Source organism: Pseudomonas panipatensis, assembly GCF_900099785.1.
Classification (GTDB): Bacteria; Pseudomonadota; Gammaproteobacteria; order Pseudomonadales; family Pseudomonadaceae; genus Pseudomonas; species Pseudomonas panipatensis.
Map to the genome: position 1 here is coordinate 356,247 of NZ_FNDS01000006.1, position 26,820 is coordinate 383,066.

Here is a 26,820-nt window from a genome sequence, read left to right on the forward strand (position 1 = left end):
CGCTTCATCGTCAGTCGAATGCCGATTCTTTGCCGGCTGATCCGTTAAGATGGCGCCACGTTTTCCACCGCAGAGCCTCGCACCGGAGCTGCCATTTTGCCTTTCACCCGTCCGGCATTCCGCCGTCTGGCCTACCTTGGGCGTGCCTTGCTGCTGTGCCTCGGCGTGGCGGCCTTGCCCCTGCACGCCGCCGACGACGCGTCCGTGGCGCGGCGTCTCGACGCGGTCAGCCAGGTGGTGCTGGGCATCCTCAGTTATGCGCGCTGGCCGCGCGAGCAGAATCCGCTGAACCTTTGCCTGGTCGGGCCTACCGAGTACGCCGATGGCTTGCTGCGCCTCGAACAGCCGCCGGGCGACGGCCAGCGCATCCAGGTGCAGCGCCGCGCGGCCGATGACGCCGGCCTGGGCGAGCAATGCCAGGCCGTCTACCTCGGGGTGCTGAGCGACAGCGAACGCCAGCGGGTGTTCGCCGGGTTGTCCGGACACGCGGTGCTGTCGATCGACGAGCAGGACCGCCAGTGCAGCGTCGGCAGCATGTTCTGCCTGGATATTCGCGCGGATCAGGTGTCCTTCGCGGTCAACCTGGATTCGGTGGCGCGCAGCGGTGTCCGCGTGCATCCGCGCGTGCTCGACCTGGCGCGGCGCCGGGGTGGCGCATGAATATGCCGCCGCTGAACCGTCGCGGACGCTCCTCGCGTCCTTCGCTGGGCCGTCTGTTGTACCGTGCGCACCTGGTCATGGCCCTGGCGGCGGTGTGCATGGCCGGCCTCGCGGTGACCGTGATCGGCCTCTGGAGCCTGCGCGCCTACGCCGACTACAACCTGCAACTGATCGGCCGCTCCATGGCCTACACCGTGGAAGCGGCGGTGGTGTTCAACGACCGCGCCGCCGTCGAAGAGGCGCTGAACCTGATCTGCAGCAGCGAAGAGGTCTCCCGCTGCGCGGTCTACGATCGCTACGGCCAGCTCCTCGCGGACTGGCAGCGTGCCCACGACCTCAGCTCGTTCGGCCACTGGATCGGCAGTTGGCTGTTCAACCAGGAGAGCGTGCAGCCGATCGTCCGCGACGGCCTCGGCATCGGTGAGATCCACCTGCGCGGCAGCGGCGGGCGCCTGCTGGCGTTCCTCTTCACCGGTCTCGGCGGCATGCTCGCCGGACTCTTGCTGACCGCGCTGGGTGCGCTCTATCTGTCGCGGCGCATGGTCGGCCGCATCATCACCCCGCTGGAGCGCCTGGCGCAGGTCGCCCGCGCGGTGCGCCGCGAGCGCCAGTTCGCCCGGCGCGTGGCGCCGGCGCGGATCGCCGAACTGGATGAGCTGGGCAGTGACTTCAACGCCCTGCTCGACGAACTGGAAGCCTGGCAGAGCCACCTGGAGCGCGAGAACGCCTCCCTGGCCCACCAGGCCAGCCATGACAGCCTGACCCATCTGCCCAATCGCGCGTTCTTCGAGGGCCGCCTGAGCCGGACGCTGCGCGAGCTGGCGAACACCGGCGAGCGCGCCGCGGTGCTGTTCATCGACTCCGACCGCTTCAAGGAAATCAACGACGGACTCGGCCACGCCGCGGGCGATGCCGTCCTCGTCGACGTGGCCATGCGCATTCGCGGCCAGTTGCGCGAGGGCGACCTGGTGGCGCGGCTGGGCGGCGACGAATTCGCCGTGCTGCTGACGCCGATCCAGGACAGCGACGCCGCGCTGCGCATCGCCGACGACATCATCGCCAGCATGGCGGTGCCCATTCCGTTGCCGGACGGTGCTAGCGTCAGTACCTCGCTCACCGTCGGCATCGCCCTCTATCCGGAGCATGGGCGCAGCCCCGCGGCGCTGCTGCACAGCGCCGATACCGCCATGTACCGCGCCAAGCGCAGCGCCCGAGGCACTCGCTGCCTGGCCAGCCCCCTGGATATGCCAACTACCGAGGACTCGCAGGAGATTTACCGTGATACCGATGCGCTCGAACCCGCTATGGATGCTCGTGGGCCTTATGTTCAGTCTGTTGTTGGCCGGCTGCCAGACAGCGGCGCCGCAGAAAGGGCTCAGCGCGGCGCAGATCCAGGTGCTTAAGCAGAACGGCTTCCACCTCAACGACGAAGGCTGGGAGCTGGGCCTGTCCGGCAAGGTGCTGTTCGGCAACAACGCCGACAGCATCAACGCCGGCAGCCGCGGCGATATCGAGCGGATCGGCCGCGAACTGCTGGCCAGCGGCATCGACAAGCTGCGCCTGGAAGGCCATACCGACTCCTATGGCGATGCCGACTACAACCGCCAGCTGTCGTTGCGCCGCGCGCAGGCCGTGGCCCAGGTGCTGCGCGGCGTCGGCCTGCGCGAGGAGAACCTGCAGGTGATCGGCCGTGGCATGGAGCAGCCGGTGGCGGACAACAAGACCGCGGCGGGGCGGCAGGAAAACCGCCGGGTGTCGATCATCGTGCCCGCGCCATGAATGCCTCCGCTCAGATCCCCTTGTCGCCGCTGGCGGCCTATCGCCAGGCGCTGACCCAGCGCGGGTTCGCCGAGGACCCGGCGCAGGCCCATGCCGCGCGGCTGCTGGAAGACTGCCAGGTGGCCCTGCACCAGGGCCTGCGGCCATCCGGGGTTTACCTCTGGGGGCCGGTCGGGCGCGGCAAGACCTGGCTGATGGACCGCTTCTACGAAAGCCTGCGGGTGCCCGCGCGGCGTCAGCATTTCCACCACTTCATGCAATGGGTGCACCGCCGGCTGTTCCAGCTCAGCGGTACTCCCGAGCCGCTGCACGCCCTGGCCAGTGAGCTGGCGCTGGAGCTGCGGGTGCTCTGCTTCGACGAACTCTTCGTCAGCGACATCGGTGACGCCATGCTGCTGGGCGGCCTGCTGCGCGCCATGTTCGAGCGCGGCGTGGTCATGGTCGCCACCTCCAACCAGCCGCCGCAGCAGCTGTATGCCGAGGGCTTCAACCGCGAGCGCTTCGTTCCGGCGATCGCCGCCCTGGAGCGGCACATGCAGGTGGTGGCGGTGGACGGCGGGCGTGACCATCGCCTGCATCCCGGCGCGCCGGCGCAACGCTATTGGCTGAGCCGCGAGGGCGTGCCCAGTGCCCTGGCGTATGTCTACGCCGCGCTGGGCGGCGGCGCGGGCAGCACGCAGCCGCTGGATTTGGGCGGGCGCTGCATCCAGGTGCTGCGGCGCAATGAGCGGGTGCTCTGGTGCCGTTATGCCGATCTCTGCGAACAGCCCTTGGCGGCGCCCGATTTCATCGCGCTCTGCGACCGCTATCGGGCGATCCTGCTGGCGGATGTCCCGGCGCTCGGCGGCGAGCGCCGCGAAGCGCGCATTGCCCGTGGCACCGAGGATGGCGTGGAGCGCGTGGTGGCCGGCGATCGCCAGTTGCCGGCGCTGTCGGCCAAGGACGATGGCGTGCGGCGCTTCATCGCCCTGGTCGACGAATGCTACGACCGTGGCGTGCCGCTGTACCTGGAGGCGGCCGTGGCGCTGGATGAACTCTATAGTCACGGCGGCCTGGAGTTTCCCTTCCGCCGCACCCTCAGCCGCCTGCGCGAGATGCAGTTGCAGCGCTTCGCCGGCTGAGCGGCCGGCGCTCAGAGGCGGAAGCGCTGGACCAGGCCGCTGAGGTCCACGGCCAGGCGTGACAGTTCCTGGCTGGCGCTGCTGGTCTGTTGCGAGCCGGCGGCGCTCTGGTTGGACAGGTCGCGGATGTTCGCCAGGTTGCGCTCGATGTCGCGGGCGACCTCGGCCTGATGGTCCACCGATTCGGCGATCATGCGGTTGCGCTCGTCGATGCTGCGCGCGGCGTCGATGATCAGCGCCAACGCACGGTCGGCGGCGCCGGCCTGGTCCTGGGTGTGGTCGGCCTGTTCGGCGCTCTGCCGCAGGGCTTCCACGGTCCGCCCGGTGCCGCTCTGGATGGCGCCGATCAATTGCTCGATCTCACGGGTCGAATCGCCGGTGCGCTTGGCCAGCGCGCGGACTTCGTCGGCCACCACCGAGAAACCGCGACCGGCTTCGCCGGCGCGCGCCGCTTCGATGGCGGCGTTGAGCGCCAGCAGGTTGGTCTGTTCGGCGACGCTGCGGATCACATCGAGCACCTTGCTGATATGCAGGGTCTGCTCGGCCAGGCCCTGGGCCTGTTCCGCGGCGTGGCGCACGCCGGCGCCGAGGTCCTGGATCGAATTGAGGGTGTTGGCCAACTGTTGCTGGCCGCCGCGCGCGCTGTCGTTGGACTGGCGCGCCACGTCGGCGGTGGACTGGGCGTGCGCGGCGACGCTGCCGACCGCCTCGCTCATGCGGCTCATGGCGCGGCTGACGTTGTCGATTTCGTCGTGCTGCTGGTGCAGGCCGCGGGTGCCTTCCTCCATCACCGCGCTCATCTCTTCGCTGGCGGTGGCCAGTTGCTCGGCGGCGTCGCCGATCTGGCGGATGGTGCCGTGCAGGTTGCCGCGCATGGCGCCGAGGCGGTCGAGCAGGCGCGCCGCTTCGTCGCGGCCGTGGGCGACGATGACCTGGCTGAGGTCGCCATCGGCGATGCGCTCGGCCACCTGCAGCGCTTCGGCCAGCGGCCGCACCAGGCTGCGGGTCAGCCGCCAGGCCAGCAGCAGGCTGAGCAGCAGGGCGCTGGCGAGGGCCACCCAGACGATGCGCTGCGCCAGCTTGTAGGCGCTGGCGGCATTGGCGATGGCGTCGGCGGCGGCCTGCTTGTTGAATTCGCGCAGCAGTTGCACCTGGGTGTCGATGGCTTCGCCCTGCTGGTCGAGGTTGGCGTTGAGCAGGCTGCGCGCCTCGTCGAACTTCTGCTGTTCGAGCAGTTGCTGCTCTTCGCGGATGGTCTGGATGAACTGCTCGAAGGCCTGCTGCAACGCCTCGATGGCGCCGCGTTCGGTGTCGTCGCTGATCAGCGGCGCGTAGTCGCGGAATTCCTGGGCGATGTCGATGGCCAACTGCTCGATGATCACCTTGTTGCCGCTGCGCACCATGGGATCGGGGTTGCTCACCTGTTGCAGGGCGCGCACGCGCAACTGGCTGAGGTTGAGGGCAATGCTGTCGGCCAGGGCGATGCTCGGCAACTGGTCGCTGTCGATGGTCTCGCCCTGGGCGCGGATGGCCGCCATCTGGTACAGGCAGTAGGCGCCGACGCCACCGAGCAGCAGGGCACAGAGCATGAAACAGAGCAGGGTGCGCTGGCCGATGCGCAAGCGGCGCAAGGGTTGCCATTGGGCAAATCGGGCGAGGGAGGCTTTGGACATTCTCATCACGCTGGACCACTGCTGCTGTGACGCTCTGCCGAGCGAAAAAAAGGCGAGCACAGCTTATGAAAGAGATGTGACAGTCTTGTGTACTGGCCAAGTGCCGGTGCGCGAATTTCGATCTAACTCACGGATGGCTAAGGCTTTTCGCTTTGCGCGGCGGTGCAGGGCTCAGGCTGCGGGGTGGCGCGGCGGGCTGTCGCTGACGATGAAACGAGCCAGCTCGGCGTCCACTTCGCCGTCGCGCAACCAGCGCAGGGCGATGGGCCAGAGACTGCTCTCGAAGCGGCTGTGGAAGAAGGCGAAGTGGCCGATCCGGGCGCAGCCCAGGGCCTGCGGCGACAGGCGCAGATGGCAGCGCTGGCTGTTGCTGTAGTAGGCCAGCAGACGCTGGATGGCATCGCGGGTGCCGAATTCGTCGTCGCTCACGCTCAGCGCCAGGGTGTCCGCGCGCAGGTTGGCGAAGCCCTGCACCAGGGCCGCCCGCTCGGCGCGCGGCATGGCTTGCGGGCCGCGCCGGTAGGCGTCTTCGAAGCGCGCGCCGGGGTGGGTCCAGTCACGCACCACGCCGCGCGGCGTGTCTTCCATCCAGCCCAGGCGCTTGCCCGGGAAGTAACCGAGCAGGCTGCTCAGCGCGGGCATCAGCGCGTGCCATTTGAGCAGCATCGACAGCCGCCGATGGCTGGCGTAGTCGCGCCAGTAGGCGTATTGCGCGCCCATGCTGAAGACGCGGGTGAGCAGGTGGTTGGACGGCGCCAGGCCGATGAGGAAGCCGCCGACGCTGTGCGCCACCACCTGCAGCGGTTGGCCGGGGCAGTGCGTCGCGGCCCAGCGCAGCACGGCGTCGAAGTCCAGGCGGCCCCAGTCCAGCCAACTGGCCTCGAAGCCGCGCAGCGAGGCCGGGCGCGAGTGACCGATACCACGGTAGTCGTAGCTGATGACGTCGAAGCCCTGGGCGTGCAGGTAAGCGGCGAAGCGCGCGTAGTAATCGCTGCGCACCGAGGTCGCCGGGTTGATGATCACCAGCGGGCGGCCTGCCTCGGCGGCGCCGGGATGGCGCCAGAGGCGGCCCTTGAGCGGGTAGGCGTCTGCCGCGCTGATGTGAATCGGCGTGTCGTTCATGCAGCCCTCGCGCATTGTCCCGGCCATGCGGCGAACTCTAGCGCCTCGGCGGGCGCGGCGGCCAGCAGGGCGCGCGGCACAGGCCGAGGCGTGCGCTCAGCGCAGCAGGCCGAGGCTCTTGGCGCGCGCCACCGCCTGGGTGCGGCGCTCCACTTCGAGCTTGATATTGATGCGCCGGGCGTGGGTCTTCACCGTGTGCAGGGAGATCGCCAGGCGTTCGGCGATCTGCTGGTTGGAGCAGCCCTGGGCGATCAGGTCGAGCACTTCCAGTTCGCGCAGGCTGAGCACTTCCACGGGCGGCGTGTCGCTGCCGCTCCGCGGCGGCTCAGCCGGCGCTGGCGCCGGTGGTCCGGGGAGGAAGCGCTGAATCCACGGCGAGCCGCGCCGGGCCATGGCCAGCAACGGCTGGCGCAGGGCCAGGTGGCGGCAGTCGTCGATGGCGTCGCGCAAGGGCGTCTCGGCCAGGCTCTGCTGGCCTTGCAGGTACAGCGCCTCGGCCAGTTCCAACTGGCATTCGCAGGCGAGCCCGCGCAGGCCCAGGTAATGGCAATCCTCCAGCAGGCCCTGCAATTCGTAGCCCGCCTTGGCGCTGTCGCCCAGCGCCAGGTGGGCGCGCGCCAGCAGCAGGCGGGCGCGGGGCAGCAGGTCATAGAAGCCGGTCGGCGCCAGCAGCACGTTGTCCTGCAGGCGGAGCAGCACCGCGTGGATGTCGTCGCGGGCTTTCTGCGCTTCGTCCTCGGCCAGCCACAGCTCGCCACGCGCCAGTTGCAGCACGTCGCGGTAGCGGATCTCGGTGGTCTGCAACTGTTGCATGCGCCGTTCGGCGTTGAGCAGCAGGCGGTGCGCGCATTCCGTTTCACCACGGTCGAGAGCGCAGGCGATCAAGGCCTGGTAGCCGAACAGCAGGTAGGCATCCTGGCAGTCCTCGGCTTCGTCCAGGCCCTGGCGCAGGCAGTCCATGGCCGCGGCGGCGTCGCCGCGCGCGGCCAGCAGGGTGCCGCGCAGCAGGCGCAGGCGCGCGGTCATCGGCCCGCGCTGGCCGGCGTTGTCCAGGTCGCTGAGCATCTGCTCGGCGTAGTCCAGGGCGTGGCCGTGGTTGCCGCACAGCGCCAGCAGGTGGATGTGCTCGACGCTGAGCAAGGCCTCGAAGCGCAGGTTGTGCTGCTGCCGCGCCAGGCGCAGGCCGTTCTGGCAGTGCTGGCGGGCGCCGCTGAGGTCGCCCTCGGCCATGGCCTGCTGGGCCAGGGCCTGGTGACAGAGGATGTGCTGCGCCCAGGCCGATTCGTCGAGGTCTTCCAGGGCGTCCAGGCAGTGCCGGTGCGCGCTGGCCAGGCCGAACTGGCGCTGCAGCACGCCGAGGGTGGCCTGGTACTGCGCCAGGTAGCGCCGCTGGCGCTGGGCGTCGGCCGCCGGGAGGAAGCGCGCCAGGTCTTGCAGGCAATCCTGCGCTTCGTCCAGGCGCGCACAGATGATCAGGGCCCAGGTGTGCAGCAGGACCAGGTGCGGCTTGGTCCGCAGGATGCCGGGCGGCAGACGCTCGCGCCATTGCAGCAGGTGCGCGGCGCTTTGCTCGATCATCATCTGGTCCTGGCTGTAGCCGCGCAGCAGGCTCACCGCCAACTCCGCGTGACCGGCGGCGAGTGCCTGCTGCACCGCCTCGTGGATCTTGCCGTGGGCGGCGAACCATTGGCTGGCTTCGAGGAAGCTGTGCAGCGGCGCCGGCGTGTCCGGCATGCCGCACAGCAGGCGGGCCAGGGCCGGCCAGGGCTGATACCAGCCGCCATCGCCCGCCAGGCGGCGCAGCAGTTGCCTCTGGCACAGTTGCTCGAAGGCCGTCGCGCCGACGCTGCGCAGGTGCCGGCAGAGTTCGGTGTTGCAGCGCGGCAGGTGGGCGAGGATGCCCAGCGCCTGGCGCAGCGGCGCTGGCAGCGGGGCGAGGATTTCCCGACGCAGGTAGTCCTGCAACACCGGCGCGGCGCTTTCCAGCGCCGGCGGGCTGCCCGCGCGCAGCGCCAGGCTGAGCATCGCCGGCCAGCCGCCGCTGTCCTCCAGCAGGGCCGCGAGGCTGTCGGCGGCGTGCGGCGTTTGCTGTTGTTGCAGCAGACGCGCGACTTCCTCGGCATCCAGCGCCAGGTCCGCGGCGTCGATTTCCAGCAGATCGCCCTGCAACAGCAGGCGCGGCAGGTTCCAGTCCGGGCGCCGGCGGCTGGCGATCCACCAGCGCAGTCCGGGGATGTCGCGCTCCAGCAGGTCACCGAGGCAACGGTCCAGGGCCGGGGCGTCTTGCCGGGGATAGTCGTCGAGCACGATCCACAGCGGCTGGCCATGGCTCCTCAGCAAGCCCTCCAGTGCCTCGTCCGTGCCCCCCGCGCGCGGCTCGCGCCCGAGGGCGCTGGCCAGGCGGCCGAGCAGCTCGTCCGGCGTCAGCGTCTGCCCGCGCAGGTCGAGCCAGACCACCTGCACCCCCGGTCTGGCCTGGTGCGCGCATTCGTTGAGCAGCAGGCTCTTGCCGAAACCGGCCGGCGCCAGCAGCAGGTTGAGCCGCTGCTGCCCGGTCAGCAGCCGCTGCAACAGACGCGGCCGCGCAATGTGCCGCGCGGGCAGCGCCGGCAACCGGCTGGCGAGCGGCCGGGGTGTGCCGCTGCGGCTGGACCGCGGGATATCGTCGTACTGGCTCATGGGCGAAAGCTCCGGCCGCTGCCCTCGGGCGGCGGCGCAGGTTGATCGTGGGGACGCTTCAGTTGGGCGTCCCGGAAAGACCGTCGATGGCTTGCCGGGCGGCGTCCAGGGCTTGTTCGAGGATGCGCGCCTTCCAGGCGTCGGTATCGACATAGAAGGCATCGCGCAGGCGTCGCTTGATGGCGCGGCGGGTGTCGTCGTCGGCGCCGGGGTGGCGGTACAGCCACTGGTCGGCGCGCAACGCCATCAGCACTTCCTCGCCGGGCACGGTGCCGTACTCCAGGGCGATTCCGGTGTATTCGGCCTGCGGGCACTCGTCATAGGCGAGGTGCCACATCATGCCGGCGAGCAGCGGTGACACCGCGCCGCCGTCGTACAGCGAGGTGACCTCTGGCCCCCACCAGGCGCGGGCGCGCTCCAGGCCGGCGCGGTCGTCGGCGCGCGCGTGGCAGATGCGCTCGCCGTGTCCGCAGGGGCCCAGCGCGGTGTGCAGGTCGATCCAGCCCAGGCGCGTGCAGCGCCGCGCCTCTTCACGCAGCACGGTGCGCAGGGTGCGGTTGCTCCAGGTGGCGCTGTGGCCGCCGAAGAAGAGCCCGTCCGGGTGGCTGTACTGGCCGCTGGAAACGGCCTGCTGCATGGCCGCCGGGCCGTGCTCGGCGAGGTAGGCGTAGAGCCGCGCGTCGGCCTCCGGTGCGGGCCAGGTAGCCGGCACCAGGTCGTCGGCGAGGGCCTGGTAGCCGGGGTTGAGCGGCAGCGTCGAGGGATAGCTGAAGTCCTGGAAATTGCGGTTCAGGTCGACGTTCTCGTGGGTCCAGCGGCGCCACCAGGAGAAGCCCCAGGGATTCAGGGCATGCAGGTAGAGCACCGCCACGCCGGCCTCGCGGGCGCGGCGCTGGAAGTCGGCATCGGCGAGCAGGGCGTTCTGCACGCCCGAGCCGCAGAAGCCCTCGACGCCGTGGCAGGCGCTGCTGACGATCAGCAGCGCCTTGGCGTCGGCGCTGCCCTGGCGCGCCACGTCGAGGGCCAGCGGTTCGCCGTCGCGCCCGGCCAGCGGGTGAGCGTGGTTGTGCACGGCCAGGCCGGCGCGGCGGGCGGCGTCGAGGAACAGGGTGCGCGCCTGCTGGTAGCTCTGCGCGAAATAGTCAGCGGGGTTCATGCTCGTTCGCTCCGTGCCGCGACGATCGTCATCCAGGCCGAGTACCGGGGGTGGGAGGGCAACGGATGGCCCGGACTCGGCAGTTTGTTCGCATGCATGCGCTGTTTCCTTTTTCGAACAGTGGTTCATTCGGCGTACCCAGGGTTGCGTCGATCCAGGCGGCGCAGCAGGCCGGGCCAATTGAGCGCGCCGAGGCCGTTGCCGAGGGTGGATTGGTCGATCTGTCGGCGCATGCCGTCGACGATGGCTTGCGGCACCCGCACCAGCTTGCCGCCGCCGGCCTGGGCGCGGACCTGCACCATGCAGGCGCTTTCGAACACGTACATGGCGACGAAGGCGTCGGCGACGCAACGGCCCACCGTGAGCAGGCCGTGGTTGCGCAGCATCAGGTAGGTGTTGCTATCGAGGTCGCGGACCAGCCGCGGTTTTTCCGCCTCGTTCAGCGCCACGCCCTCGTAGTCGTGGTAGCCGAGCGAGGCGAGCACCGCCGCGGATTGCTGTGAGATCGGCAGCAGGCCTTCCTCCTGGGCGGACACCGCGGTGCCGTTGATGGTGTGCGTGTGCATCACGCAGACGGCGTCTTCGCGGTTGGCGTGTACCGCGCTGTGGATGGTGAAGCCGGCCGGATTGACCGGGTAGGGCGAGTCGCCGACTTTGTTGCCGGCGAGATCGATCTTCACCAGCGACGAGGCGGTGACTTCCTCGAACAGCATGCCGTAGGGGTTGATCAGGAAGTGCTGCTCCGGCCCCGGCAGACGCACCGAGATATGCGTGGCGGTGAGGTCGTCCCAGCCGAACAGCGCGGTGAGCCGGTAGGCGGCGGCGAGGTCGGTGCGCAGTTGCCACTCGCTGGCGCTGACGCGATCTTTCAGACTTGGCGGAATGCTCATCGGTGACGCTCCTTCTCAGCTTCAGGACAGTGGGCGGATGGCGCTGTCGCGCATGCCCAGGCGGATACCGATGCCGGCCACGAGGAACAGCGCGGCGAGCAGGAACACCGCCGACTGCAGGCTGCCGGTGTGGGTCTTGATGGCGCCGACCACGGCCGGGCTGACGCCGGAGATGCAGGCCAGCGAGTTGATGTAGGCGATGCCCGCCGGCGCCTCGACCCGCGGCAGGTAGCGGGTGACCATGGCCCAGAACACCGGCCCGGCGGACACCAGCGCGGAGCCGCCCAGGGTGATCGCGACCAGGGTCCAGAACAGGCTGGCCTGCAGGCTGAAGGCCAGGGCCAGGAAGCCCAGCGCGGCGACCCACATGGCCACGCAGTAATACTGCCGCTGCTGGTTGCGGCGGTCGGCGCGGCGGCCGTAGAGGATCATGGCGACGATGGCGAAGAGGTTCGGGATCACCGCGTAGAGGCCGACCTGTTGCAGGTCTTCGATCCCCAGTTCGCGGATCACCGTGGGCGTCCAGAACGCCAGGAAGTAGCCGGCGCAGCCGCTGACGAAAGCGACGAAGGCCAGCAGGTAGACGCGCGGGTCGCGCAGCAGGTACTTGAAGCCGTGGCCGCCGGCCGCGGCGCTGACCTCGCTGTCGCGCAGGTCCTGGCGCAGGCGATCCTGTTCCACGCCCGACAGCCAGCGCGCCTGCCGTGGCCCGTCGGGCAGGAGGAAGTACACCAGCACGCCGAGCAGCGCGGTGGGCAGGCCTTCGATGAGGAACATCCATTGCCAGCCATCCCAGCCGTGCAGGCCATGCATGTTCTTCAGAATCCAGCCGGACAGCGGGCTGGTGATGAAGGCCGAGGCGACCTGGGCGGTCATGAACAGGGCGAAGACCCTGGCCCGGCGCTGCGGCGGGAACCAGAAGGTGAGGTACAGCGCCACGCCGGGGAAGAAGCCGGCCTCGAACACCCCCAGCAGGAAGCGCACCAGATAGAACTGGGTAGGCGTGGTGACCAGCAGTGTGGCGGCCGAGGCCAGGCCCCAGAGGACCATGATGCGGAGGATGGTCAGGCGCGCGCCGAGGCGCTTGAGCAACAGGTTGCTGGGCACCTCGAAGAGCAGGTAGCCGATGAAGAACATGGTCGCGCCGAGGCCGTAGACGGCGTCGGAGAAGCCCAGCGCGCTCTTCATCTGCAACTGGGCGAAGCCGATGTTGGCGCGGTCGACGAAATTCAGCAGGTAGCAGGCGAACAGCAGCGGGATCAGCCGGCGGGTGATCTTGCCGTAGAGGGCATCGAGTTCGCCGGGGGCGGCTTGCCCGAGTTCGCTCGGTCGGGAGGGGGCGGTGGTCAGGGTGGACATGCAAGGCTCCGGGTACGGACGAGGTTGGCGCGGCGGCGGCGGGGCTGGCCCGCCGCCGCTCGGCGATCCCTTCAGGTGTGTTTGAGTGGCGCCAGCGGCAGGACCTTGGCGGCGGCTGCCTTGCGCTTGGGCGCGGCCTTGGGCCGGGCACGTGCCTTGCGCGCCTCGGCCGGCGAGGCCGCAGCGCTCTGTCGGGGCGCGGCGCGGGCCAGTTCGAGCAACTGGCGGTGTTCGGCGAGCAGGTGGTCGCCGAGTTCGTTGAGGTCCGGCAGGGCGCGCCGGCAGGCGACCAGGCCATAGTCCAGGCGGCCGTTGTAGCTGGTCACGGTGATGTTCAGCGCCAGGCCATGGGTGGCGATGGACACGGGGTAGTAACTGAGAACCTTGGCGCCGGCGAAATACAGTTGCGTGTCGATGCCGGCGACGTTGGAGATCACCAGGTTGGCCAGCGGCGGCAGCCAGTTGGCCAGGCGCGAGCGGCCGTAGGTGGAGGCCAGGCCGGAAATCAGCCAGGGCGCGGCGAAGATCGGGAAATCCATGGGGATCGCCGAGCGGAAGTTGTCCAGGGTCGCCTTGCGCCGGCTGGCCGAGGCGTTGATGTGGCGCAGGCGCCGCAGCGGATCGGCCTCGTTGGTGGCCAGATCGACGATCAGCATGCTGACCTGGTTGTTCGAGGTGTCGTCGCCGGCGGCGCGCAGGCTGACCGGCGCGGCCGCGCTCAGGGCCCGCGGCGGCAGCTCGCCAGTGGCTTTCAGGCAGCGGCGCAGGGCGCCGGAAACGGTGGCCATGACCACGTCGTTGAAGGACACCTGGAGCTGCCGGGCGATCTCCTTGACCTCGGCCAGCGCCACCGTGCGGCCGGCGAAGCTGCGCTGGTTGGTGATCGCAACGTTGAGCGGCGTGCGCGGTGCGAGCCACTGGCCGAGGGAGGGGATACGCCAGTGGCGGTGGCCGCTGGCATCCCTGCCGGGCAGCAGGCTCTTGCCGGCGCGCAGCATGTCCGGAAGCATCTTCAGCAGCTTGACGTATTGCTGCGCGGCGTTGCTCAGCGCCGCGCCGACCAGCTCGGCGACGCCCAACTGGTACTGGTTGCGCCGCAGCTTGGGTTGCGCCGGCGGAATCTGCCGGCCGCTGGCCGCGAGGTCGAAGATCGCCCGGCCCAGTTCGATGCCGGCCTGGCCATCCATGCCGGCGTGGTGCAGCTTGGTGTAGAGGGCCACTTCGCCGCTCTTCAGGCCGTCGATGATGGTCAGTTCCCACAGTGGCCGGCTGCGGTCGAGCAGGCTCGAATGGCTGCGCGCCACCGCCTCCTGCAGTTGCCGGTTGCTGCCGGGGGCGGGCAGGGTGATGTGGCGGATGTGGTGGTCGAGGTCGATGTTCTCGTCATCCACCCAGACCGGATCGGAAAGATCGAAGGGCATGAACGCCAGCTTGCGCGTGAACACCGCGGCCAGGTGCATGCGCTGGGCGATGAACGTCTTGACCTCCTCGTAGAAGTTGCCGGCGTGGCCGGCCGGAAGCTCCAGCACATTGAGCGAGCCGACATGCATGGGCATCTCGGCTGACTCCAGGTGAAGGAACATGGCATCCATCCCGCTTAAATGATTCATCGCATCTCCAACCTTTTTTTCTTGTCGTGGCAGGGAAACACTGGGCAGGGGCCGCGCCGTCGGCGGCCTCCTCAGCGCCGTGGCGCGCGGAACGGGAAGAACGCACGTTGCGCTCCGCGCGGGCGGAAGTGCCGCCAGCGGCCCTCGGCTTGCGCCAGGCGGTCGCCGATGGCGTACCAGACCAGCGGGTGTACCCCCAGACCCAGGTGGCTGGCGCAATTGATCTCGATGTTGTCGGTGCGGCGGCCCTGGCGTTCGACACTGCCGCCCCAGCCGACCACGCCGTCGCTGCGGCTGTAGATCGAGGTGGTCGGTACCGGTGGGGCGACCTCGCCGCGCACCTCGTCGCCGTGCTCGACCTTGCGCACCAGGCGATACAGGTGCCAGGCGTTGGTGCTGGTTTCCGGCGCGCCGTACAGCGGGCTGCCGAGGGTGATCACCTGGCGCACCAGTGTCGGCCGCAGGCGCGCCAGTTCGCGGGCGAAGATGCCGCCCAGGCTCCAGCCGATCAGGCTGACCTTGCCGCCGCTGCTGGCGTGCAGCGCCTCCAGGCGCTCGATCAGTTGGCTGACCACGCCACCGCCCGGCCCCCGGTTGATGCCCTGGCCCCAGCCCTGGACGCGGTAGCCGCGGTTGCGCAGGAAGCGTCGCAGCGGCGCGGTGGAGTGGTCGCCGGCCATCAGCCCGGGCAGGACCATCACGCCATGGCCGTCGCCCTTGGGCACGCGCCAGAGCAGCCAGGGCAGGGCCGCCGGCAGCGTCGCCCATTCCAGCAGGGCGCGGCTTTCCAGGGCCAGCAGCAGGCGCGAGGGGCGGTACTCCACCGGCCGCCGACGCAGCGGCGCCGCCAATGAGGCGAACAGGGAGGCTTTCATGGCATGGGGCTCTCGTGTTGAGTCCGGCGCGTGGCTCAGGCGGACGCGCTCGCTGGCGCGGATGGGGTCGCGGCGATTTCGTCGAGCAGCAGTTTCTTCGACAGCTTGCCCACCGCGGTCTTGGGCAGTTCCGCGCGGAACTCCAGGGCTTGCACCATCTCGTGCTTGCCCACGCGGTCGGCGAGGAACTCCTTGAGTTGCTCGAGGCCGAACGGCGGCTGGTCGCGGCGCAACTTGATGTAGGCCTTCGGCGACTGGCCGCGGTAAGCGTCGGGGATGCCGACGACCATGACTTCCTCCACCGCCGGGTGGGCGTAGATGGCTTCCTCGATGACCCGTGGATAGACGTTGAAACCGCCGCACAGGAGCATGTCCTTGGTGCGGTCGACGATGTACAGGTAACCGTCCGCGTCCAGGCGGCCGACATCGCCGGTGCGGAAGAAGCCGTCGGCGGTGAAGCTGTCGAGGCTGGCCTCGGGCTGCTTCCAGTAGCCGAGGGTGACGTTCGGGCCGGCGACGGCGATTTCCCCGCTGCAGCCGTCGGCGGCGTCGCGCTCGGGATCGTCGAGGTCGAGCAGGCGCAGCCGCAAGCCCGGCTGGGGAATGCCGCAGGAGCCGGGTTTGCGAAGCCCGTCGGTGGGGGTGAAGGTGCCGCAGGCGGTGGTTTCGGTCATGCCCCAGGCTTCGCTGAGCGGACAGCCGGTCAAGGCCTGGAAGCGCTGCAGCAGTTCCAGCGGCAGCGGCGCGCCGCCGGAGACGCAGACCTTCAGCGAACTAAGGTCGAAGCGCTCGACCTCGGGGTGGCTGGCGAGGGCGGTGAACATGGTCGGCACGCCGGGGAAGCAGGTGATGCGGCGCTGCTGGATCTCGCCGAGCAGCGCGAGCGGATCGAACTTCGCCATCAGGACGATTTCCGCGCCGATGGCGATGGGAAAGAGCATGGCGCAGACCATGGCGTAGACGTGGAACAGCGGGAGCACCGCGAGCACGCTTTCGCGGCCCTCGTGCAGACGCCGGTGATCGTCGGTGTCGGCGGTGACATTGGTGGCGACGACCTGGGCCACGGCGGCGGCCAGGTTGGCCTGGCTGAGCATGGCGCCCTTGGACAGGCCGGTGGTGCCGCCGGTGTATTGCAGCACGGCGAGCTGGCGCGCGGCGTCGCCGAGCGGGTGGGCATGGTAGTGGCCGTCGTTGCTCAGCAGGTGGGTGAAAGGCAGGCAGCGGTGGTTGTAATGCACCCGGCTGAGCTGGCCCTGCTGTTCGAGGCGGGCCTGCACTGCCTCCGGACGCTCGCAGAACTCGCCCAGCGAACCCACCACCAGGCTGCGCAGGCGGGTACGGCTGAGCAGGTTGACGGCCTTGGGGTAGAGGGTGGCGAGATCGAGGGTGACGAGGATGTCGGTGTCGCTGTCCTCGATCTTGTGCGCGATCACCTCGTCGGCATCCAGCGGCGAGTAGTTGACCACGCAACCGCCGGCGCGCAGCACGGCGAAGAAGGCGATCAGGTAGTGCGGAGCGTTGGGCAGCAGCAGGCCGACATGGATGCCCGGTCCTACGCCCAGGCGTTGCAGGCCGGTAGCGGCGCGGTCGACCAGGTTCGACAGTTCGCGGTAGCTGATCCGGCGCTCCATGAAGTCCACGGCGGTACGTTCGGGCCAGCGCCAGGTGGCATTGGCCAACAGGTCGAGCGGGCTGCATTGCGGCAATTCGGCATCCCAGCGAACGCCGGGCGGGTAGGCATGGATCCAGGGAGTTTGCACGGCCTGTGTCTCCTTTATAGTTGTGGCTGCATGTTGCGGCGCCTCTGGGAGACGGTTCTGTCAGAAATTTGCGCTGGCCGTTTCGTGACTTCTGGCAGTCTTCCCTGAAACAGGGCATGCCTGCCTTGTTCGCCGCGCCTGGCGGGCCTGACAATGCAGATGAAAGCTGACCGACGGGTCCAGTCCGGCGTTCGGTGCAGAGCAGACGACAGTACGGAGACGCAGGCATGACCACTCTTTCGGCCTTATCCGAGATCCAGCGCGATGCGCTGCTGGCCAATCCCTGGTTCGCCAGCCTGCCGCCGGCGATTCAGGAGGACCTGGTGCGGCGCGGGCGCCTGCGCCCGCTTGAGGTGGACCAGTGCCTGTTCCGCCGCGGCGAGGTCGCCGATGGCCTGTTCATCGTGCTCGAAGGCTGTATCCGCGTGGGCGGGACCTCCGCCGATGGCTACGAGGCGTTGCTGAACTTCTACGAGCCGGGCAGTTGGATCGGCGAGGTAGCCATGTTTGACGGCGAGCCGCGCCTGTGTGAGGCGCATGCCCATGTGCGTTCGCTGGCCTTGCAGATAGTGGCTGCGGATTTCGAGGAACTGCTGAGTACCCATCCGGGCTTCTGCCGGCTCATGCTGCGCCTCACCGGCCAGCGCCTGCGGCAGATGCTCGAAGCCTTCGAGGCGTTCACCACGCAGTCCCTGGAACAGCGCCTGGCCGGCCGTCTGGTGATGCTCGCCGCGCATTACGGCGCAGTGACTCCGCATGGGGTGCGCATCGAATTGCAGTTGCCGCAGGAAAGTCTGGCGCAACTGGTCGGGGCGACCCGCCAGCGCATCAATCAGGTGCTCAAGCAATGGGAGGCGCAGGGCCTGGTCAGCCGCGAACGCGCCCGCCTGCTGTTGCTCGACCGCGATGCCCTGGCGCGCCTGGCGCGGCGCTGAGGGCGGGGTCGCGACGGCGAAAACAAAAAAGGCGACCCGCGAGGGTCGCCTGAAGACGACGGAGGACGGGCTCAGCGCACGCCGTCGTTACGCAGCGCGGCGGTGCCGTAGTCGCTGGCCTTGACCGGGACGCCATACTGCATCCAGTTCTTCTCCTCGTTGGCCATGCCGACCACGATGTAGCGCCCGGCAATCAGGTCGTAGAGCGCCTCGAAGGCATAGAACGGCACTTGCGCCTGGTAGTTCTGCAGCAGGTAGGCCTCGCCGGCCCGCCAGAGCTGGCCACGGCCGTCGTAGAGGTCCGACGCGGCGATCTGCCAGGAGTCCTCGTCGAGGTAGAAGCGGCGCTTGGCGTAGATGTTGCGCTGGCCCGGCTTGAGGGTGGCATCGACGACCCACACGCGGTGCAGTTCGTAGCGCGGCAGCTCCGGGTTGATATGCCCGGCGCGGAGGATGTCGGCGTACTTCACCTGCGGCGAGGCGATGTGGAAGTTGTTGTAGGGGATGTACATCTCCTGCTTGCCCACCAGCTTCCAGTCGTAGCGGTCCGGGGCGCCGGAGAACATGTCGAAGTTGTCCGAGGTCTGCAGGCCGTCGGCGGAGGTGCGCGGGCCGTCGTAGGCGACCTGCGGGGCGCGCCGCACGCGGCGCTGGCCGGCGTTGTAGATCCAGGCCTCGCGCGGCTCCTTGACCTGGTCGATGGTGTCGTGGACCAGGGTGACGGTGCCGGCCAGGCGCGCCGGCTCGGTGATCTTCGACTTGTAGAACAGCAGGGTGTTCTCGGCGCGCTGGGCGTCGAGGTCGGCCAGCCGCTCGGGGAAGGCTACTTCATCCTCCATGCGCACCAGGGTGTAGCTGCCGTCCACCTGCGGGGTCGCCTGGATGCTGGCGCGCTTGATGCTGCCGCCGCGATAGCGGGTCAGGTGGTTCCAGATCACTTCCAGGCCGTTCTTCGGGATCGGGAAGGCGTAGTAGCGGCTTTCGCCGAAGTTCTGCATGCCATTGCCGCTGTCGAGCAGGCTGGTCTTCAAGGCGCTGGTCTTGGCGGCGGCGGCGATGGCCGGCGGCACCGCGGCGCTGCGGTGGCTGGGGTAGATGCGCATGCTGTAGTCGGGGTAGCGCTTGAACAGCGCCTGTTGCCCCGCGCTGAGCTTGCCGCGGTACTGCTCCAGATTCTGCGCGGTGATGGTGAACAGCGGCTTGTCGCTGGCATAGGGATCGCTGAGGAAGCCGCCGGCGTCGACCTTGGCCGCGCCGCTGGCGAGACCGCCGTTCCAGGCCGGGATGCTGCCGTCGGCGTTGCCGGCCTTTTCGCCGCCCAGCGGGGTCAGGCTGGAGCCCAGCTTGGCCGCTTCGTCGGGGCTGACCGCGGCCAGCACGGAGCTGGCCAGAAGACTCAGGGAGAGGATGCCAAGCCACTTACGGGTGTGTTTCATGCTGCGTGCCTCACAGTAATGCGGGGGTCTAGAAGCTCATGCCAACGCTGAGCGCGAGGAAATCGCGATCGACCTGGGTGTTGTAATCGCCGCCGAAGAAGTTGGTGTACGCCAGGCTGGCGGTGTAGGTGCTGCGGTACTCGGCATCCAGTCCCAGGCTCACCGCCTTGGCGCCCTGGTTGAAGGTCGGGCCGTAGCCTTCCACGTCGTGGGACCAGGCCAGGTTCGGCTTGAGGTTGACCCCGGCGAACACGTCGCTGTAGTCGAGAATGCCGCGGGCGCGGTAGCCCCACGAGTTGCTGGTATAGAAGCCGCGGGTGCCGGAGGCGCCGTACAGGCCGTACTCCGAGGAGCGGCCCAGTTGCAGGTCGCTGGTGCTGGGCAGGTCGCTCAGGTGGGTCATGCCGACTTCACCCACCAGGGTCAGGCGGTCGGCGCCCATCACCTGATCGAAGAAGTGCGTGAAGGTGGTCTGCGCCTGGGTCATCGGCTTGCGCACGTAACCCTTGGTGTCCTGCCCGGCCTGGGAGTCGATGCCGGCAACGAACGGCTTGCTGATGCCGAGCGGCTTGAGGTACGGCACCGCCGGGTTGAGCAGGCTGATGGTCATGGCGTTGGTGTTGATCGCCAGCGGCATGTTCGGCCGGTAGCTGATCTCGCCGGACCAGGCCGTGCCTTCGGGCAGGGTGGTGGCGAAGCTCAGGCCGTACAGACGGATGTCCTCGGGGTATTCGAAGAAATACTTGCTGTTGCCGATGAGCGCGCCTTGGGCCAGTTCCTCGGCGCTGCCGTTGCCTTTGGCCGGCAGCCCGGCGCGCAGGCCGGAGATGATCAGCGGCAGCGACTTGGCGTAGATCGACTGGGCCGCGGGGGTGTTGCCGAGGAACGGCGTGCGGCTGTGATAGTTCATCGCGTAGGCGCCGTAATCGGTGTTGTCGGCTTGCCAGCGCAGGGCCAGGCCCCACTGGCCGCTGTCGCGGGCGGTACGGTCGGAACTGCGCGGCAGGATCACGCCCTCGGGCGTCGCCGAGAAGCCGGCGCCGCGCGCGGCGGCGATGGATTCGTGGAGATAGGCCTGGTTGCTGCCGACGGTGAAATTGTCGTTGCAGCCATTGGGGGCGACGTCGCCGCCGAAGAAGGTGCCGCAGTTGTCGAGCACCGTCTGGTCCCATTCCAACTGGTAGAAGCCTTCCGCGGACAGTTGCTCGGTGAGGTTCTGCGACAGATAGAACATGTTCACCGGCATCAAGGCTTCCTTGAGCTCGGCGCCGGGGCGACGCAGGGCGGCCACGTCCACCGGGTTGATGGCGTTGATGCTGTTGCTGATGAAGGTGCTTTCGCCCCAGCTCACCACCTGCTTGCCCAGGCGCACGCTGCCCGGACGGTCGGCGATGTCGTAGTTGTGGTAGACGAAGGCGTCGAGCAGTTGCGCGCCGGAGGATTTAGCCCCCTCCTTGCGGCCATCGTTGCTGACGTTCTTGAACGGCTGGCTCTCGTCCTGCAGCTCGAAGTCGTACCAGTATTTGCCGCGCAGGAACACCCCGGTGTCCTGGTATTTCAGCTCCAGGTCGTGGATGCCCTTGAACAGCTTGGAAAAGGTTTCGCCCCGCTTGAAGTTCAGCCGGCCATCGTCGCCGGTGCTGGACTGGGCATGACCGCCGTTGCTGGTGGCGATCAGCGCTTGCGAGGGCGACTGGGTGGACCAGCTGGCGCCCAGCGACAGCGTCGAGTCGAACTGTCCCTGAATTTCCCCGATGTTGAAGTTGAACGCATGGGCCGGCGCGACGGCGGCACAGGCGATGGCGAGGGCGAGCGGTTGTAGGGCGGCGGGCTTTCTTATTCTTGTCATCTGGCGCTCCATGGCGGTTGGGAGACTGCCCGCACCCTATTCGCCGCCGTCGCGGCGGATAAGCGCGCCAAAGTGCTAGTGCTCTATCGGAAGAAAGTACGAGTCCTGCTGCGGCGCGGGCTCCAGCGGATGCCAGTAGCGCGCTGAATGATGGGGTATTCATTGCCTTGCTGCGGCAATCGATGGCGGCGCAGGGCGCCGCGCGGGGCGGGACTGCCCGGAAGGCGGCGGGGCCTGACGCTGGCGGGCTGGCGCCGTGTGGGCGCCGCCGTCGTCAGGATGGCGCGGCGGCGCCGATGGGTCAGGTCGCTGCCTGGCAGACGTCCACCCAGTCCGCTTCGACCAGCGCGGCGAGCCGTTCCGGCTCGATGCGCACGGCGCTGTGCAGGGCGCCGGCGGCCGGCAGCACCTCGTCGAAGGCGCGCAGGGAAATGTCGCAGTAGACCGGCAGCGGGGTGGCCAGGCCGAACGGGCAGACGCCGCCAACCGGGTGCCCGGTGAGCGCCACCACCTCTTCGGCGGCGAGCATCTTGGCCTTGCCGCCGAGGGCTTCCTTGAGTTTGCGGTTGTCCAGCCGCGCATCGCCGCGCGCCACCACCAGCACGGTGCGTTCGCCGACCCGCAGCGACAGCGTCTTGGCGATGCGCCCCGGCTCCACGCCATGGGCCTCGGCGGCCAGGGCGACGGTGGCGGTGCTGGTGTCCAGTTCGATGATGGCGATATCCGGGGCCTTCTCGGCGAAAAAGGCGCGGACCGATTCCAGGCTCATGTTCCTGCTCCTTGCTCTGTTGCGTGGTGCTGCGGCGAATGCCGAAGCGGCGAATCTAGGGGCTGGTCGCGCCCGCGTCCAGCCGTGCCTGGCGAAATCCGCACGCGCCGCTCGTCGCCTGGCGGCGGGCGGTGCGACTTTCGCGTCCACCCTTAGTGCCGATGGAAGTCCGCTGTTCGATCACGACAGGAAAAAGGAGGTGCACATGCGTTTCATGGCAATCGTCAGGGCGACCGCCGAGTCCGAGTCCGGCGCCATGCCCAGGGAAGACCTGCTCGCCGCCATGGGCAGGTTCAACGAGGAGCTGGTCGCCGCCGGCGTAATGCTCGGCGGCGAAGGCTTGCAACCCAGCGCCAAGGGCGTGCGGGTGCGCTTCGATGGCGCCGGGCGCGAGGTGATCGCCGGGCCGTTCGAGCCGCGCGAGCTGATCGCCGGCTACTGGATACTGCAGACCGACTCGCTGCAGGCATGCGTCGAGTGGATCAAGCGCAGCCCCAATCCCTTCGCCGGCGAGTCGGAAATCGAGATCCGGCAGATTTTCGAGGCCGAGGATTTCGGCGCCGAATTCAGCGATGAACTGCGTGCGCAGGAAGAGCGCCTGCGTGCCCGCATCGCCGGCAAACCCTGAGCCGGCAGGAGTCGATCATGAAGATCAATGCTTACCTGATATTCGATGGCAATTGCGAAGCGGCCTTCAAACGCTACGCGGAAATCCTCGGCGGCTCACTGCCGATGTTCATGCGTTTCGGCGAGGCGCCGGACGGCGGGCAGATCCCCGCCGAGTTCCACCAGCGCATCATGCATGTGCGCCTGGAAGTCGGCGACCAGGTGCTGATGGGCTCGGACAACTGCCCGCCGATGCCTTACGAGGGCACCAAGGGCGTGTCGATTTCCCTGAATGTCGACAGCAAGGCCGAGGCGCAACGCATCTTCGATGCCCTGAGCGATGCCGGCCAGGTCCGCATGCCCTTGCAGCAGACCTTCTGGGCCGTGCGTTTCGGCATGTGCGTCGATCACTTCGGGGTGCCCTGGATGGTCAACTGCGAGCAGGATCGCTGAGGCGCCCGGGACTCTTCTGCCGCTCGTGGGTCGGGCGGCAGAAGTGTTCGATATTCGCACCAATAGTCGATAATCGCATTGTTCGCACCGACCCCCAGCGCTACTGTCTGCCCATCGGCATCCCTGGATGCCCTTGATGACTAGACGAGACCGAACATGGCTGAACTCCTTACTCTCCGCGAAGCGGTCGAGCGTTTCGTGAACGACGGCGATACCGTCGCCCTCGAAGGCTTCACCCACCTGATTCCGACTGCCGCTTCCCACGAACTGATCCGCCAGGGCAAGAAAGACCTGCACCTGGTGCGCATGACCCCCGACCTGGTCTATGACCTGCTGATCGGCGCCGGCTGCGCACGCAAGCTGACCTTCTCCTGGGGCGGCAACCCCGGTGTCGGTTCGCTGCACCGCCTGCGCGACGCGGTGGAGAAGGGCTGGCCGCAGCCGCTGGAAATCGACGAGCACAGCCATGCCGACCTGGCCAACTCCTACGTCGCCGGTGCCTCCGGTCTGCCGTTCGCTGTGCTGCGCGCCTACGCCGGTTCCGACCTGCCGAAAGTCAACCCGAACATCAAGTTCATCGACTGCCCGTTCACCGGCGAGCAACTGGCCGCCGTGCCTTCGGTGCGCCCGGACGTCACCGTGATCCACGCGCAGAAGGCCGACCGCAAGGGCAACGTGCTGCTGTGGGGCATCCTCGGCGTGCAGAAGGAAGCCGCCCTGGCCGCCAAGCGCTGCATCGTCACCGTCGAAGAAATCGTCGACGACCTCAATGCGCCGATGAACGCCTGCGTCCTGCCGACCTGGGCGCTGACCGCCGTCTGCCACGTACCCGGTGGCGCGCACCCGTCCTACGCCCACGGCTACTACGAGCGCGACAACCGCTTCTACCAGGCCTGGGACCCGATCGCCCGTGACCGCGAAACCTTCACCGCGTGGATCGACACCTACATCCGCGGCACCAAGGATTTCGCCGAGTTCCAGGAAAAGATCGCCCAAGCCAAGACCGCGGAGGCCAAGTGATGAGCGCTTACAGCACCAATGAAATGATGACCGTGGCCGCCGCCCGCCGCCTGAAGAATGGCGCGGTCTGCTTCGTCGGCATCGGTCTGCCATCCAAGGCCGCCAACCTGGCGCGCCTGACCTCCTCGCCGGACGTGGTCCTGATCTACGAATCCGGCCCCATCGGCGCCAAGCCCAGCGTGCTGCCGCTGTCCATCGGCGACGGCGAGCTGGCCGAGACCGCCGACACCGTGGTCCCCACCGGCGAAATCTTCCGCTACTGGCTGCAGGGCGGGCGCATCGACGTCGGCTTCCTCGGCGCGGCCCAGGTCGACCGCTTCGGCAACATCAACACCACCGTGATCGGCGACTACAACAAGCCGAAAGTGCGCCTGCCCGGCGCCGGCGGCGCCCCGGAAATCGCCGGTTCGGCCAAGGAAGTGCTGATCATCCTCAAGCAGTCGCACCGTACCTTCGTCGACAAGCTGGCCTTCATCACCTCGGTCGGCCACGGCGAGGGCGGCGATCATCGCCAGCAGCTCGGCCTGCCCGGCAAGGGCCCGGTGGCGATCATCACCGACCTGTGCATCATGGAGCCGGAAGCCGGCAGCAACGAATTCATCGTCACCTCGCTGCACCCGGGCGTCACCCGCGAGCAGGTGATCGAGAATACCGGCTGGGCCATCCGCTTCGCCGAGCAGGTCGCCGAAACCGTGGCGCCCACCGCTGTCGAACTGGACGCCCTGCGCGCCCTGGAAGCCCGCACCGCTGCCGCCCATGGCCAGCAAGGCGGTGAAGAATGAGCCGCGAGGTCTATATCTGCGACGCCGTGCGCACGCCCATCGGCCGCTTCGGCGGCGCGCTGGCCGCAGTGCGCGCCGACGACCTGGCCGCCGTGCCGATCAAGGCGCTCATCGCGCGTAACCCGCAGGTCGATTGGGCGGCGCTGGACGAGGTCTACCTCGGCTGCGCCAACCAGGCCGGCGAGGACAACCGCAACGTCGCGCGCATGGCGCTGCTGCTCGCCGGTCTGCCGGAGAGCATCCCCGGCGTGACCCTGAACCGCCTCTGCGCCTCGGGCATGGACGCGGTGGGCACCGCCTTCCGCGCCATCGCCAGCGGCGAGATCGAACTGGCCATCGCTGGCGGCGTGGAATCCATGTCGCGCGCGCCCTTCGTCATGGGCAAGGCCGACAGCGCCTATTCGCGCAACATGAAGATCGAAGACACCACCATCGGCTGGCGCTTCGTCAACCCGCTGATGAAGGCGCAGTACGGCGTCGACGCCATGCCGGAGACCGCCGACAACGTCGCCGACGACTACCAGGTCAGCCGCGCCGACCAGGACGCCTTCGCCCTGCGCAGCCAGCAGCTCGCCGGGCGCGCCCAGGCCGCCGGCTACTTCGCCGAGGAAATCGTCCCGGTGGTGATCAAGGGCAAGAAGGGCGAGACGCTGGTCGACACCGACGAGCACCCGCGTCCGGACACCACGGCCGAAGCCCTGGCCAAGCTCAAGCCGGTCAACGGCCCGGATAAAACCGTCACCGCCGGCAACGCCTCGGGCGTCAACGACGGCTCGGTAGCGCTGATCCTGGCCTCCGCCGAAGCCGTGAAGAAGCATGGCCTGACCCCGCGCGCGAAAGTGCTCGGCATGGCCAGCGCCGGCGTCGCGCCGCGCGTCATGGGCATCGGCCCGGTGCCGGCGGTGCGCAAGCTGCTCGAACGCCTGGGCCTGGCGGTGAGCGATTTCGATGTCATCGAACTCAACGAAGCCTTCGCCGCCCAGGGCCTGGCAGTGACCCGCGAACTGGGCATCGCCGACAACGACCCGCGGGTCAACCCGAACGGCGGCGCCATCGCCCTTGGCCATCCGCTGGGCGCCAGCGGTGCGCGCCTGGTCCTGACCGCCGTGCACCAGCTGCAGAAGACCGGCGCCAAGCGCGGCCTGTGCACCATGTGCGTCGGCGTGGGACAGGGCGTCGCCCTGGCCGTCGAGCGCATCTGACGCCGACGGGGCGTAGGATGGGTTTCGCTTGGCGAAACCCATCGACTTCGATTGCAGCGCAGGTGGTCCGGCGGTCCTCCACGCCGGTCCGCACGGCCCGCCTGCTTCTGCGAGAATTCCGGCGCCCGCCGCCTTGGCGGGCGTCGTTCCTGTTGCCTAGGAGCCAAAGATGCCCAGCGTAAGACTCGCCGATGGCGAACTGAACTACCTCCTCGAAGGTCCGGCCAGCGCCCCGGTGCTGGTACTGTCCAACTCCCTGGGCACCGACCTGCACATGTGGGACGCGCAGATGCCGGCGTTCACCGAGCATTTCCGCGTGCTGCGTTACGACACCCGTGGCCACGGCTCCTCGCTGGTCAGCCCCGGCCCCTACAGCATCGCCCAGCTCGGTGCCGACGTGCTGGCCCTGCTGGACGCGCTGGACATCGCCAAGGCGAGCTTCTGCGGCCTGTCCATGGGCGGCCTGATCGGCCAGTGGCTGGCGATCAATGCGCCCGAGCGCATCGAACGCCTGGTGCTGTGCAACACCGCCGCCAAGATCGGCACCCCGGAAGTCTGGAATCCGCGTATCGACACGGTCCTCGCCGGCGGCCTGCAGGCCATGCGCGATCTGCGCGATGCCTCGATCTCGCGCTGGTTCACCGCCGATTTCGCCGAGGCCCAGCCAGGCAAGGTCGAGCCCATCGTGGCGATGCTCGCGCAAACATCGCCGCAGGGTTACGCCGCCAATTGCGCTGCCGTGCGCGATGCTGACTTCCGCGAACAACTCGGCTCGGTCCGCGCGCCGACCCTGATTGTCTGCGGCAGCGGCGACCCGGTGACCACTACCGAGCACGGCCGCTTCATGCAGGAACGCATCGCCGGCGCCGAGCTGGTCGAGTTCCATGCCGCGCACCTGTCCAACGTACAGGCCGGCGACGCCTTCAGCGATAAGGTACTGGCCTTCCTGCGCGGCTGACCGGGCACGCCTCCGGCGGGTGTGACCTGCCACGGCGTATGACCGCTCGCGGTTATACGCCGACTCCCCCAGCCGTTAGGCCACGTCGCGGTCGCCCCCGACTCCCCTCGGGGGCGTGCCAGACGG

At 68.7% G+C, this 26,820-nt stretch carries 22 protein-coding genes and 3 pseudogenes; 11 read left to right on the top strand and 14 right to left on the bottom strand.

The window, feature by feature from the left end; translation table 11 throughout:
* Positions 1-96 precede the first annotated feature (96 nt).
* From yfiR to zapE, 4 genes are read left to right on the top strand one after another with little or no spacing between them, the layout of a single operon-like run.
* Entirely contained in the window at positions 97-660 is a 564-nt protein-coding gene (yfiR, locus tag BLQ74_RS16220; RefSeq protein ID WP_090263952.1) for a regulatory sequestration protein YfiR, read from the top strand.
* A complete protein-coding gene (gene dgcN / locus BLQ74_RS16225; RefSeq protein ID WP_090263953.1) occupies positions 657-2,063 on the top strand; it encodes a diguanylate cyclase DgcN/YfiN in 1,407 nt (468 codons plus the stop codon). The genes yfiR and dgcN overlap by 4 nt, the downstream gene beginning before the upstream one ends.
* Positions 1,948-2,439, top strand: a complete 492-nt coding sequence (gene yfiB, locus BLQ74_RS16230) for an outer membrane lipoprotein YfiB (protein WP_244507219.1) — start codon at positions 1,948-1,950, stop codon at positions 2,437-2,439. Before dgcN ends, yfiB begins: the two co-directional genes overlap by 116 nt.
* Positions 2,436-3,560 (top strand): cell division protein ZapE, encoded by a 1,125-nt coding sequence (zapE, locus tag BLQ74_RS16235; protein ID WP_090263955.1) that lies wholly within the window; start codon positions 2,436-2,438, stop codon positions 3,558-3,560. Before yfiB ends, zapE begins: the two co-directional genes overlap by 4 nt.
* Positions 3,561-3,571: 11 nt before the next feature.
* Here the strand turns inward: zapE and BLQ74_RS28335 are convergent, their stop codons facing one another.
* The 11 genes and pseudogenes from BLQ74_RS28335 to BLQ74_RS16280 all read right to left on the bottom strand — a co-directional run bounded on the left by BLQ74_RS28335 (position 3,572) and on the right by BLQ74_RS16280 (position 16,684).
* The gene (locus BLQ74_RS28335; protein WP_483153931.1) at positions 3,572-4,435 is read right to left on the bottom strand and encodes a methyl-accepting chemotaxis protein; all 864 of its coding nucleotides are present in this window, start codon (positions 4,433-4,435) and stop codon (positions 3,572-3,574) included.
* Positions 4,430-5,239 (bottom strand): annotated as a pseudogene (locus BLQ74_RS28340) (MCP four helix bundle domain-containing protein); the annotation flags it as partial. The gene BLQ74_RS28335 and the pseudogene BLQ74_RS28340, both read right to left, overlap by 6 nt.
* A gap of 165 nt (positions 5,240-5,404) precedes the next feature.
* Entirely contained in the window at positions 5,405-6,355 is a 951-nt protein-coding gene (locus BLQ74_RS16245) for an alpha/beta hydrolase family protein (protein WP_090264056.1), read from the bottom strand.
* Positions 6,356-6,451: 96 nt separating this feature from the next.
* A pseudogene (locus tag BLQ74_RS28150) lies at positions 6,452-6,646 on the bottom strand (response regulator transcription factor); the annotation flags it as partial.
* 156 nt (positions 6,647-6,802) lie between these two features.
* Positions 6,803-9,196: pseudogene (locus tag BLQ74_RS16250) on the bottom strand (MalT transcriptional regulator family protein); the annotation flags it as partial.
* The gene (locus BLQ74_RS16255) at positions 9,093-10,190 is read right to left on the bottom strand and encodes a M14 family metallopeptidase (RefSeq protein ID WP_090263958.1); all 1,098 of its coding nucleotides are present in this window, start codon (positions 10,188-10,190) and stop codon (positions 9,093-9,095) included. The pseudogene BLQ74_RS16250 and the gene BLQ74_RS16255, both read right to left, overlap by 104 nt.
* A 125-nt stretch (positions 10,191-10,315) precedes the next feature.
* On the bottom strand, positions 10,316-11,080 hold the full coding sequence (locus BLQ74_RS16260; protein ID WP_090263959.1) for a class II aldolase/adducin family protein: 765 nt from the start codon (positions 11,078-11,080) through the stop codon (positions 10,316-10,318).
* 21 nt (positions 11,081-11,101) lie between these two features.
* Positions 11,102-12,439 (bottom strand): MFS transporter, encoded by a 1,338-nt coding sequence (locus tag BLQ74_RS16265; protein ID WP_090263960.1) that lies wholly within the window; start codon positions 12,437-12,439, stop codon positions 11,102-11,104.
* 71 nt (positions 12,440-12,510) lie between these two features.
* Entirely contained in the window at positions 12,511-14,049 is a 1,539-nt protein-coding gene (locus BLQ74_RS16270) for a WS/DGAT/MGAT family O-acyltransferase (protein WP_090263961.1), read from the bottom strand.
* A gap of 71 nt (positions 14,050-14,120) precedes the next feature.
* Positions 14,121-14,924, bottom strand: coding sequence for an esterase/lipase family protein (locus tag BLQ74_RS16275; protein ID WP_170842813.1), 804 nt, complete (start codon positions 14,922-14,924; stop codon positions 14,121-14,123).
* A 35-nt stretch (positions 14,925-14,959) separates the two neighbouring features.
* Positions 14,960-16,684 carry an AMP-binding protein gene (locus BLQ74_RS16280; protein WP_090263962.1) on the bottom strand — a complete coding sequence of 575 codons (1,725 nt, stop codon included), beginning with the start codon at positions 16,682-16,684 and terminating at the stop codon, positions 14,960-14,962.
* 227 nt (positions 16,685-16,911) lie between these two features.
* Here BLQ74_RS16280 and BLQ74_RS16285 point away from each other — a divergent pair, with 227 nt between their 5' ends.
* Complete coding sequence (locus BLQ74_RS16285) at positions 16,912-17,619, top strand: Crp/Fnr family transcriptional regulator (protein WP_090263963.1); 708 nt, start codon at positions 16,912-16,914, stop codon at positions 17,617-17,619.
* A gap of 71 nt (positions 17,620-17,690) precedes the next feature.
* Here BLQ74_RS16285 and BLQ74_RS16290 read toward each other — a convergent pair whose 3' ends face one another.
* The 3 genes from BLQ74_RS16290 to BLQ74_RS16300 all read right to left on the bottom strand — a co-directional run bounded on the left by BLQ74_RS16290 (position 17,691) and on the right by BLQ74_RS16300 (position 21,673).
* Positions 17,691-19,055: a DUF1329 domain-containing protein gene (locus tag BLQ74_RS16290; protein WP_090263964.1), complete on the bottom strand. Its 1,365-nt coding sequence runs from the start codon at positions 19,053-19,055 to the stop codon at positions 17,691-17,693.
* Between the two features lie 28 nt (positions 19,056-19,083).
* Positions 19,084-20,904 carry a DUF1302 domain-containing protein gene (locus BLQ74_RS16295; protein ID WP_090263965.1) on the bottom strand — a complete coding sequence of 607 codons (1,821 nt, stop codon included), beginning with the start codon at positions 20,902-20,904 and terminating at the stop codon, positions 19,084-19,086.
* Between the two features lie 301 nt (positions 20,905-21,205).
* Positions 21,206-21,673, bottom strand: coding sequence for a YbaK/EbsC family protein (locus tag BLQ74_RS16300; protein ID WP_090263966.1), 468 nt, complete (start codon positions 21,671-21,673; stop codon positions 21,206-21,208).
* A 205-nt stretch (positions 21,674-21,878) separates the two neighbouring features.
* Here BLQ74_RS16300 and BLQ74_RS16305 point away from each other — a divergent pair, with 205 nt between their 5' ends.
* From BLQ74_RS16305 to pcaD, 6 genes are all read left to right on the top strand, one after another.
* Positions 21,879-22,301 carry a YciI family protein gene (locus BLQ74_RS16305; protein ID WP_090263967.1) on the top strand — a complete coding sequence of 141 codons (423 nt, stop codon included), beginning with the start codon at positions 21,879-21,881 and terminating at the stop codon, positions 22,299-22,301.
* A 17-nt stretch (positions 22,302-22,318) separates the two neighbouring features.
* Complete coding sequence (locus BLQ74_RS16310; protein ID WP_090263968.1) at positions 22,319-22,732, top strand: VOC family protein; 414 nt, start codon at positions 22,319-22,321, stop codon at positions 22,730-22,732.
* Positions 22,733-22,888: 156 nt separating this feature from the next.
* The gene (locus BLQ74_RS16315; protein ID WP_090263969.1) at positions 22,889-23,752 is read left to right on the top strand and encodes a CoA transferase subunit A; all 864 of its coding nucleotides are present in this window, start codon (positions 22,889-22,891) and stop codon (positions 23,750-23,752) included.
* Positions 23,752-24,534 (top strand): CoA-transferase subunit beta, encoded by a 783-nt coding sequence (locus BLQ74_RS16320; RefSeq protein ID WP_090263970.1) that lies wholly within the window; start codon positions 23,752-23,754, stop codon positions 24,532-24,534. Before BLQ74_RS16315 ends, BLQ74_RS16320 begins: the two co-directional genes overlap by 1 nt.
* Complete coding sequence (gene pcaF / locus BLQ74_RS16325; protein ID WP_090263971.1) at positions 24,531-25,736, top strand: 3-oxoadipyl-CoA thiolase; 1,206 nt, start codon at positions 24,531-24,533, stop codon at positions 25,734-25,736. Before BLQ74_RS16320 ends, pcaF begins: the two co-directional genes overlap by 4 nt.
* A 169-nt stretch (positions 25,737-25,905) precedes the next feature.
* On the top strand, positions 25,906-26,694 hold the full coding sequence (pcaD, locus tag BLQ74_RS16330; protein ID WP_090263972.1) for a 3-oxoadipate enol-lactonase: 789 nt from the start codon (positions 25,906-25,908) through the stop codon (positions 26,692-26,694).
* Positions 26,695-26,820 lie beyond the last annotated feature (126 nt).

Bases quoted from the DNA above. Each gene is read 5' to 3' on its own strand.
- pcaF (WP_090263971.1), top strand. From the start codon at position 24,531: ATGAGCCGCGAGGTCTATATCTGCGACGCCGTGCGCACGCCCATCGGC.
- BLQ74_RS16255 (WP_090263958.1), bottom strand. From the start codon at position 10,190: ATGAACCCCGCTGACTATTTCGCGCAGAGCTACCAGCAGGCGCGCACC.
- BLQ74_RS16270 (WP_090263961.1), bottom strand. From the start codon at position 14,049: ATGAATCATTTAAGCGGGATGGATGCCATGTTCCTTCACCTGGAGTCA.
- dgcN (WP_090263953.1), top strand. From the start codon at position 657: ATGAATATGCCGCCGCTGAACCGTCGCGGACGCTCCTCGCGTCCTTCG.
- BLQ74_RS16310 (WP_090263968.1), top strand. From the start codon at position 22,319: ATGAAGATCAATGCTTACCTGATATTCGATGGCAATTGCGAAGCGGCC.
- pcaD (WP_090263972.1), top strand. From the start codon at position 25,906: ATGCCCAGCGTAAGACTCGCCGATGGCGAACTGAACTACCTCCTCGAA.
- BLQ74_RS16275 (WP_170842813.1), bottom strand. From the start codon at position 14,924: ATGAAAGCCTCCCTGTTCGCCTCATTGGCGGCGCCGCTGCGTCGGCGG.
- BLQ74_RS16245 (WP_090264056.1), bottom strand. From the start codon at position 6,355: ATGAACGACACGCCGATTCACATCAGCGCGGCAGACGCCTACCCGCTC.
- BLQ74_RS16300 (WP_090263966.1), bottom strand. From the start codon at position 21,673: ATGAGCCTGGAATCGGTCCGCGCCTTTTTCGCCGAGAAGGCCCCGGAT.
- BLQ74_RS16290 (WP_090263964.1), bottom strand. From the start codon at position 19,055: ATGAAACACACCCGTAAGTGGCTTGGCATCCTCTCCCTGAGTCTTCTG.
- zapE (WP_090263955.1), top strand. From the start codon at position 2,436: ATGAATGCCTCCGCTCAGATCCCCTTGTCGCCGCTGGCGGCCTATCGC.
- BLQ74_RS16295 (WP_090263965.1), bottom strand. From the start codon at position 20,904: ATGACAAGAATAAGAAAGCCCGCCGCCCTACAACCGCTCGCCCTCGCC.
- BLQ74_RS28335 (WP_483153931.1), bottom strand. From the start codon at position 4,435: ATGCGCGGCAACCTGCACGGCACCATCCGCCAGATCGGCGACGCCGCC.
- BLQ74_RS16260 (WP_090263959.1), bottom strand. From the start codon at position 11,080: ATGAGCATTCCGCCAAGTCTGAAAGATCGCGTCAGCGCCAGCGAGTGG.
- BLQ74_RS16285 (WP_090263963.1), top strand. From the start codon at position 16,912: ATGACCACTCTTTCGGCCTTATCCGAGATCCAGCGCGATGCGCTGCTG.
- BLQ74_RS16320 (WP_090263970.1), top strand. From the start codon at position 23,752: ATGAGCGCTTACAGCACCAATGAAATGATGACCGTGGCCGCCGCCCGC.
- BLQ74_RS16315 (WP_090263969.1), top strand. From the start codon at position 22,889: ATGGCTGAACTCCTTACTCTCCGCGAAGCGGTCGAGCGTTTCGTGAAC.
- BLQ74_RS16305 (WP_090263967.1), top strand. From the start codon at position 21,879: ATGCGTTTCATGGCAATCGTCAGGGCGACCGCCGAGTCCGAGTCCGGC.
- yfiB (WP_244507219.1), top strand. From the start codon at position 1,948: ATGCGCTCGAACCCGCTATGGATGCTCGTGGGCCTTATGTTCAGTCTG.
- BLQ74_RS16265 (WP_090263960.1), bottom strand. From the start codon at position 12,439: ATGTCCACCCTGACCACCGCCCCCTCCCGACCGAGCGAACTCGGGCAA.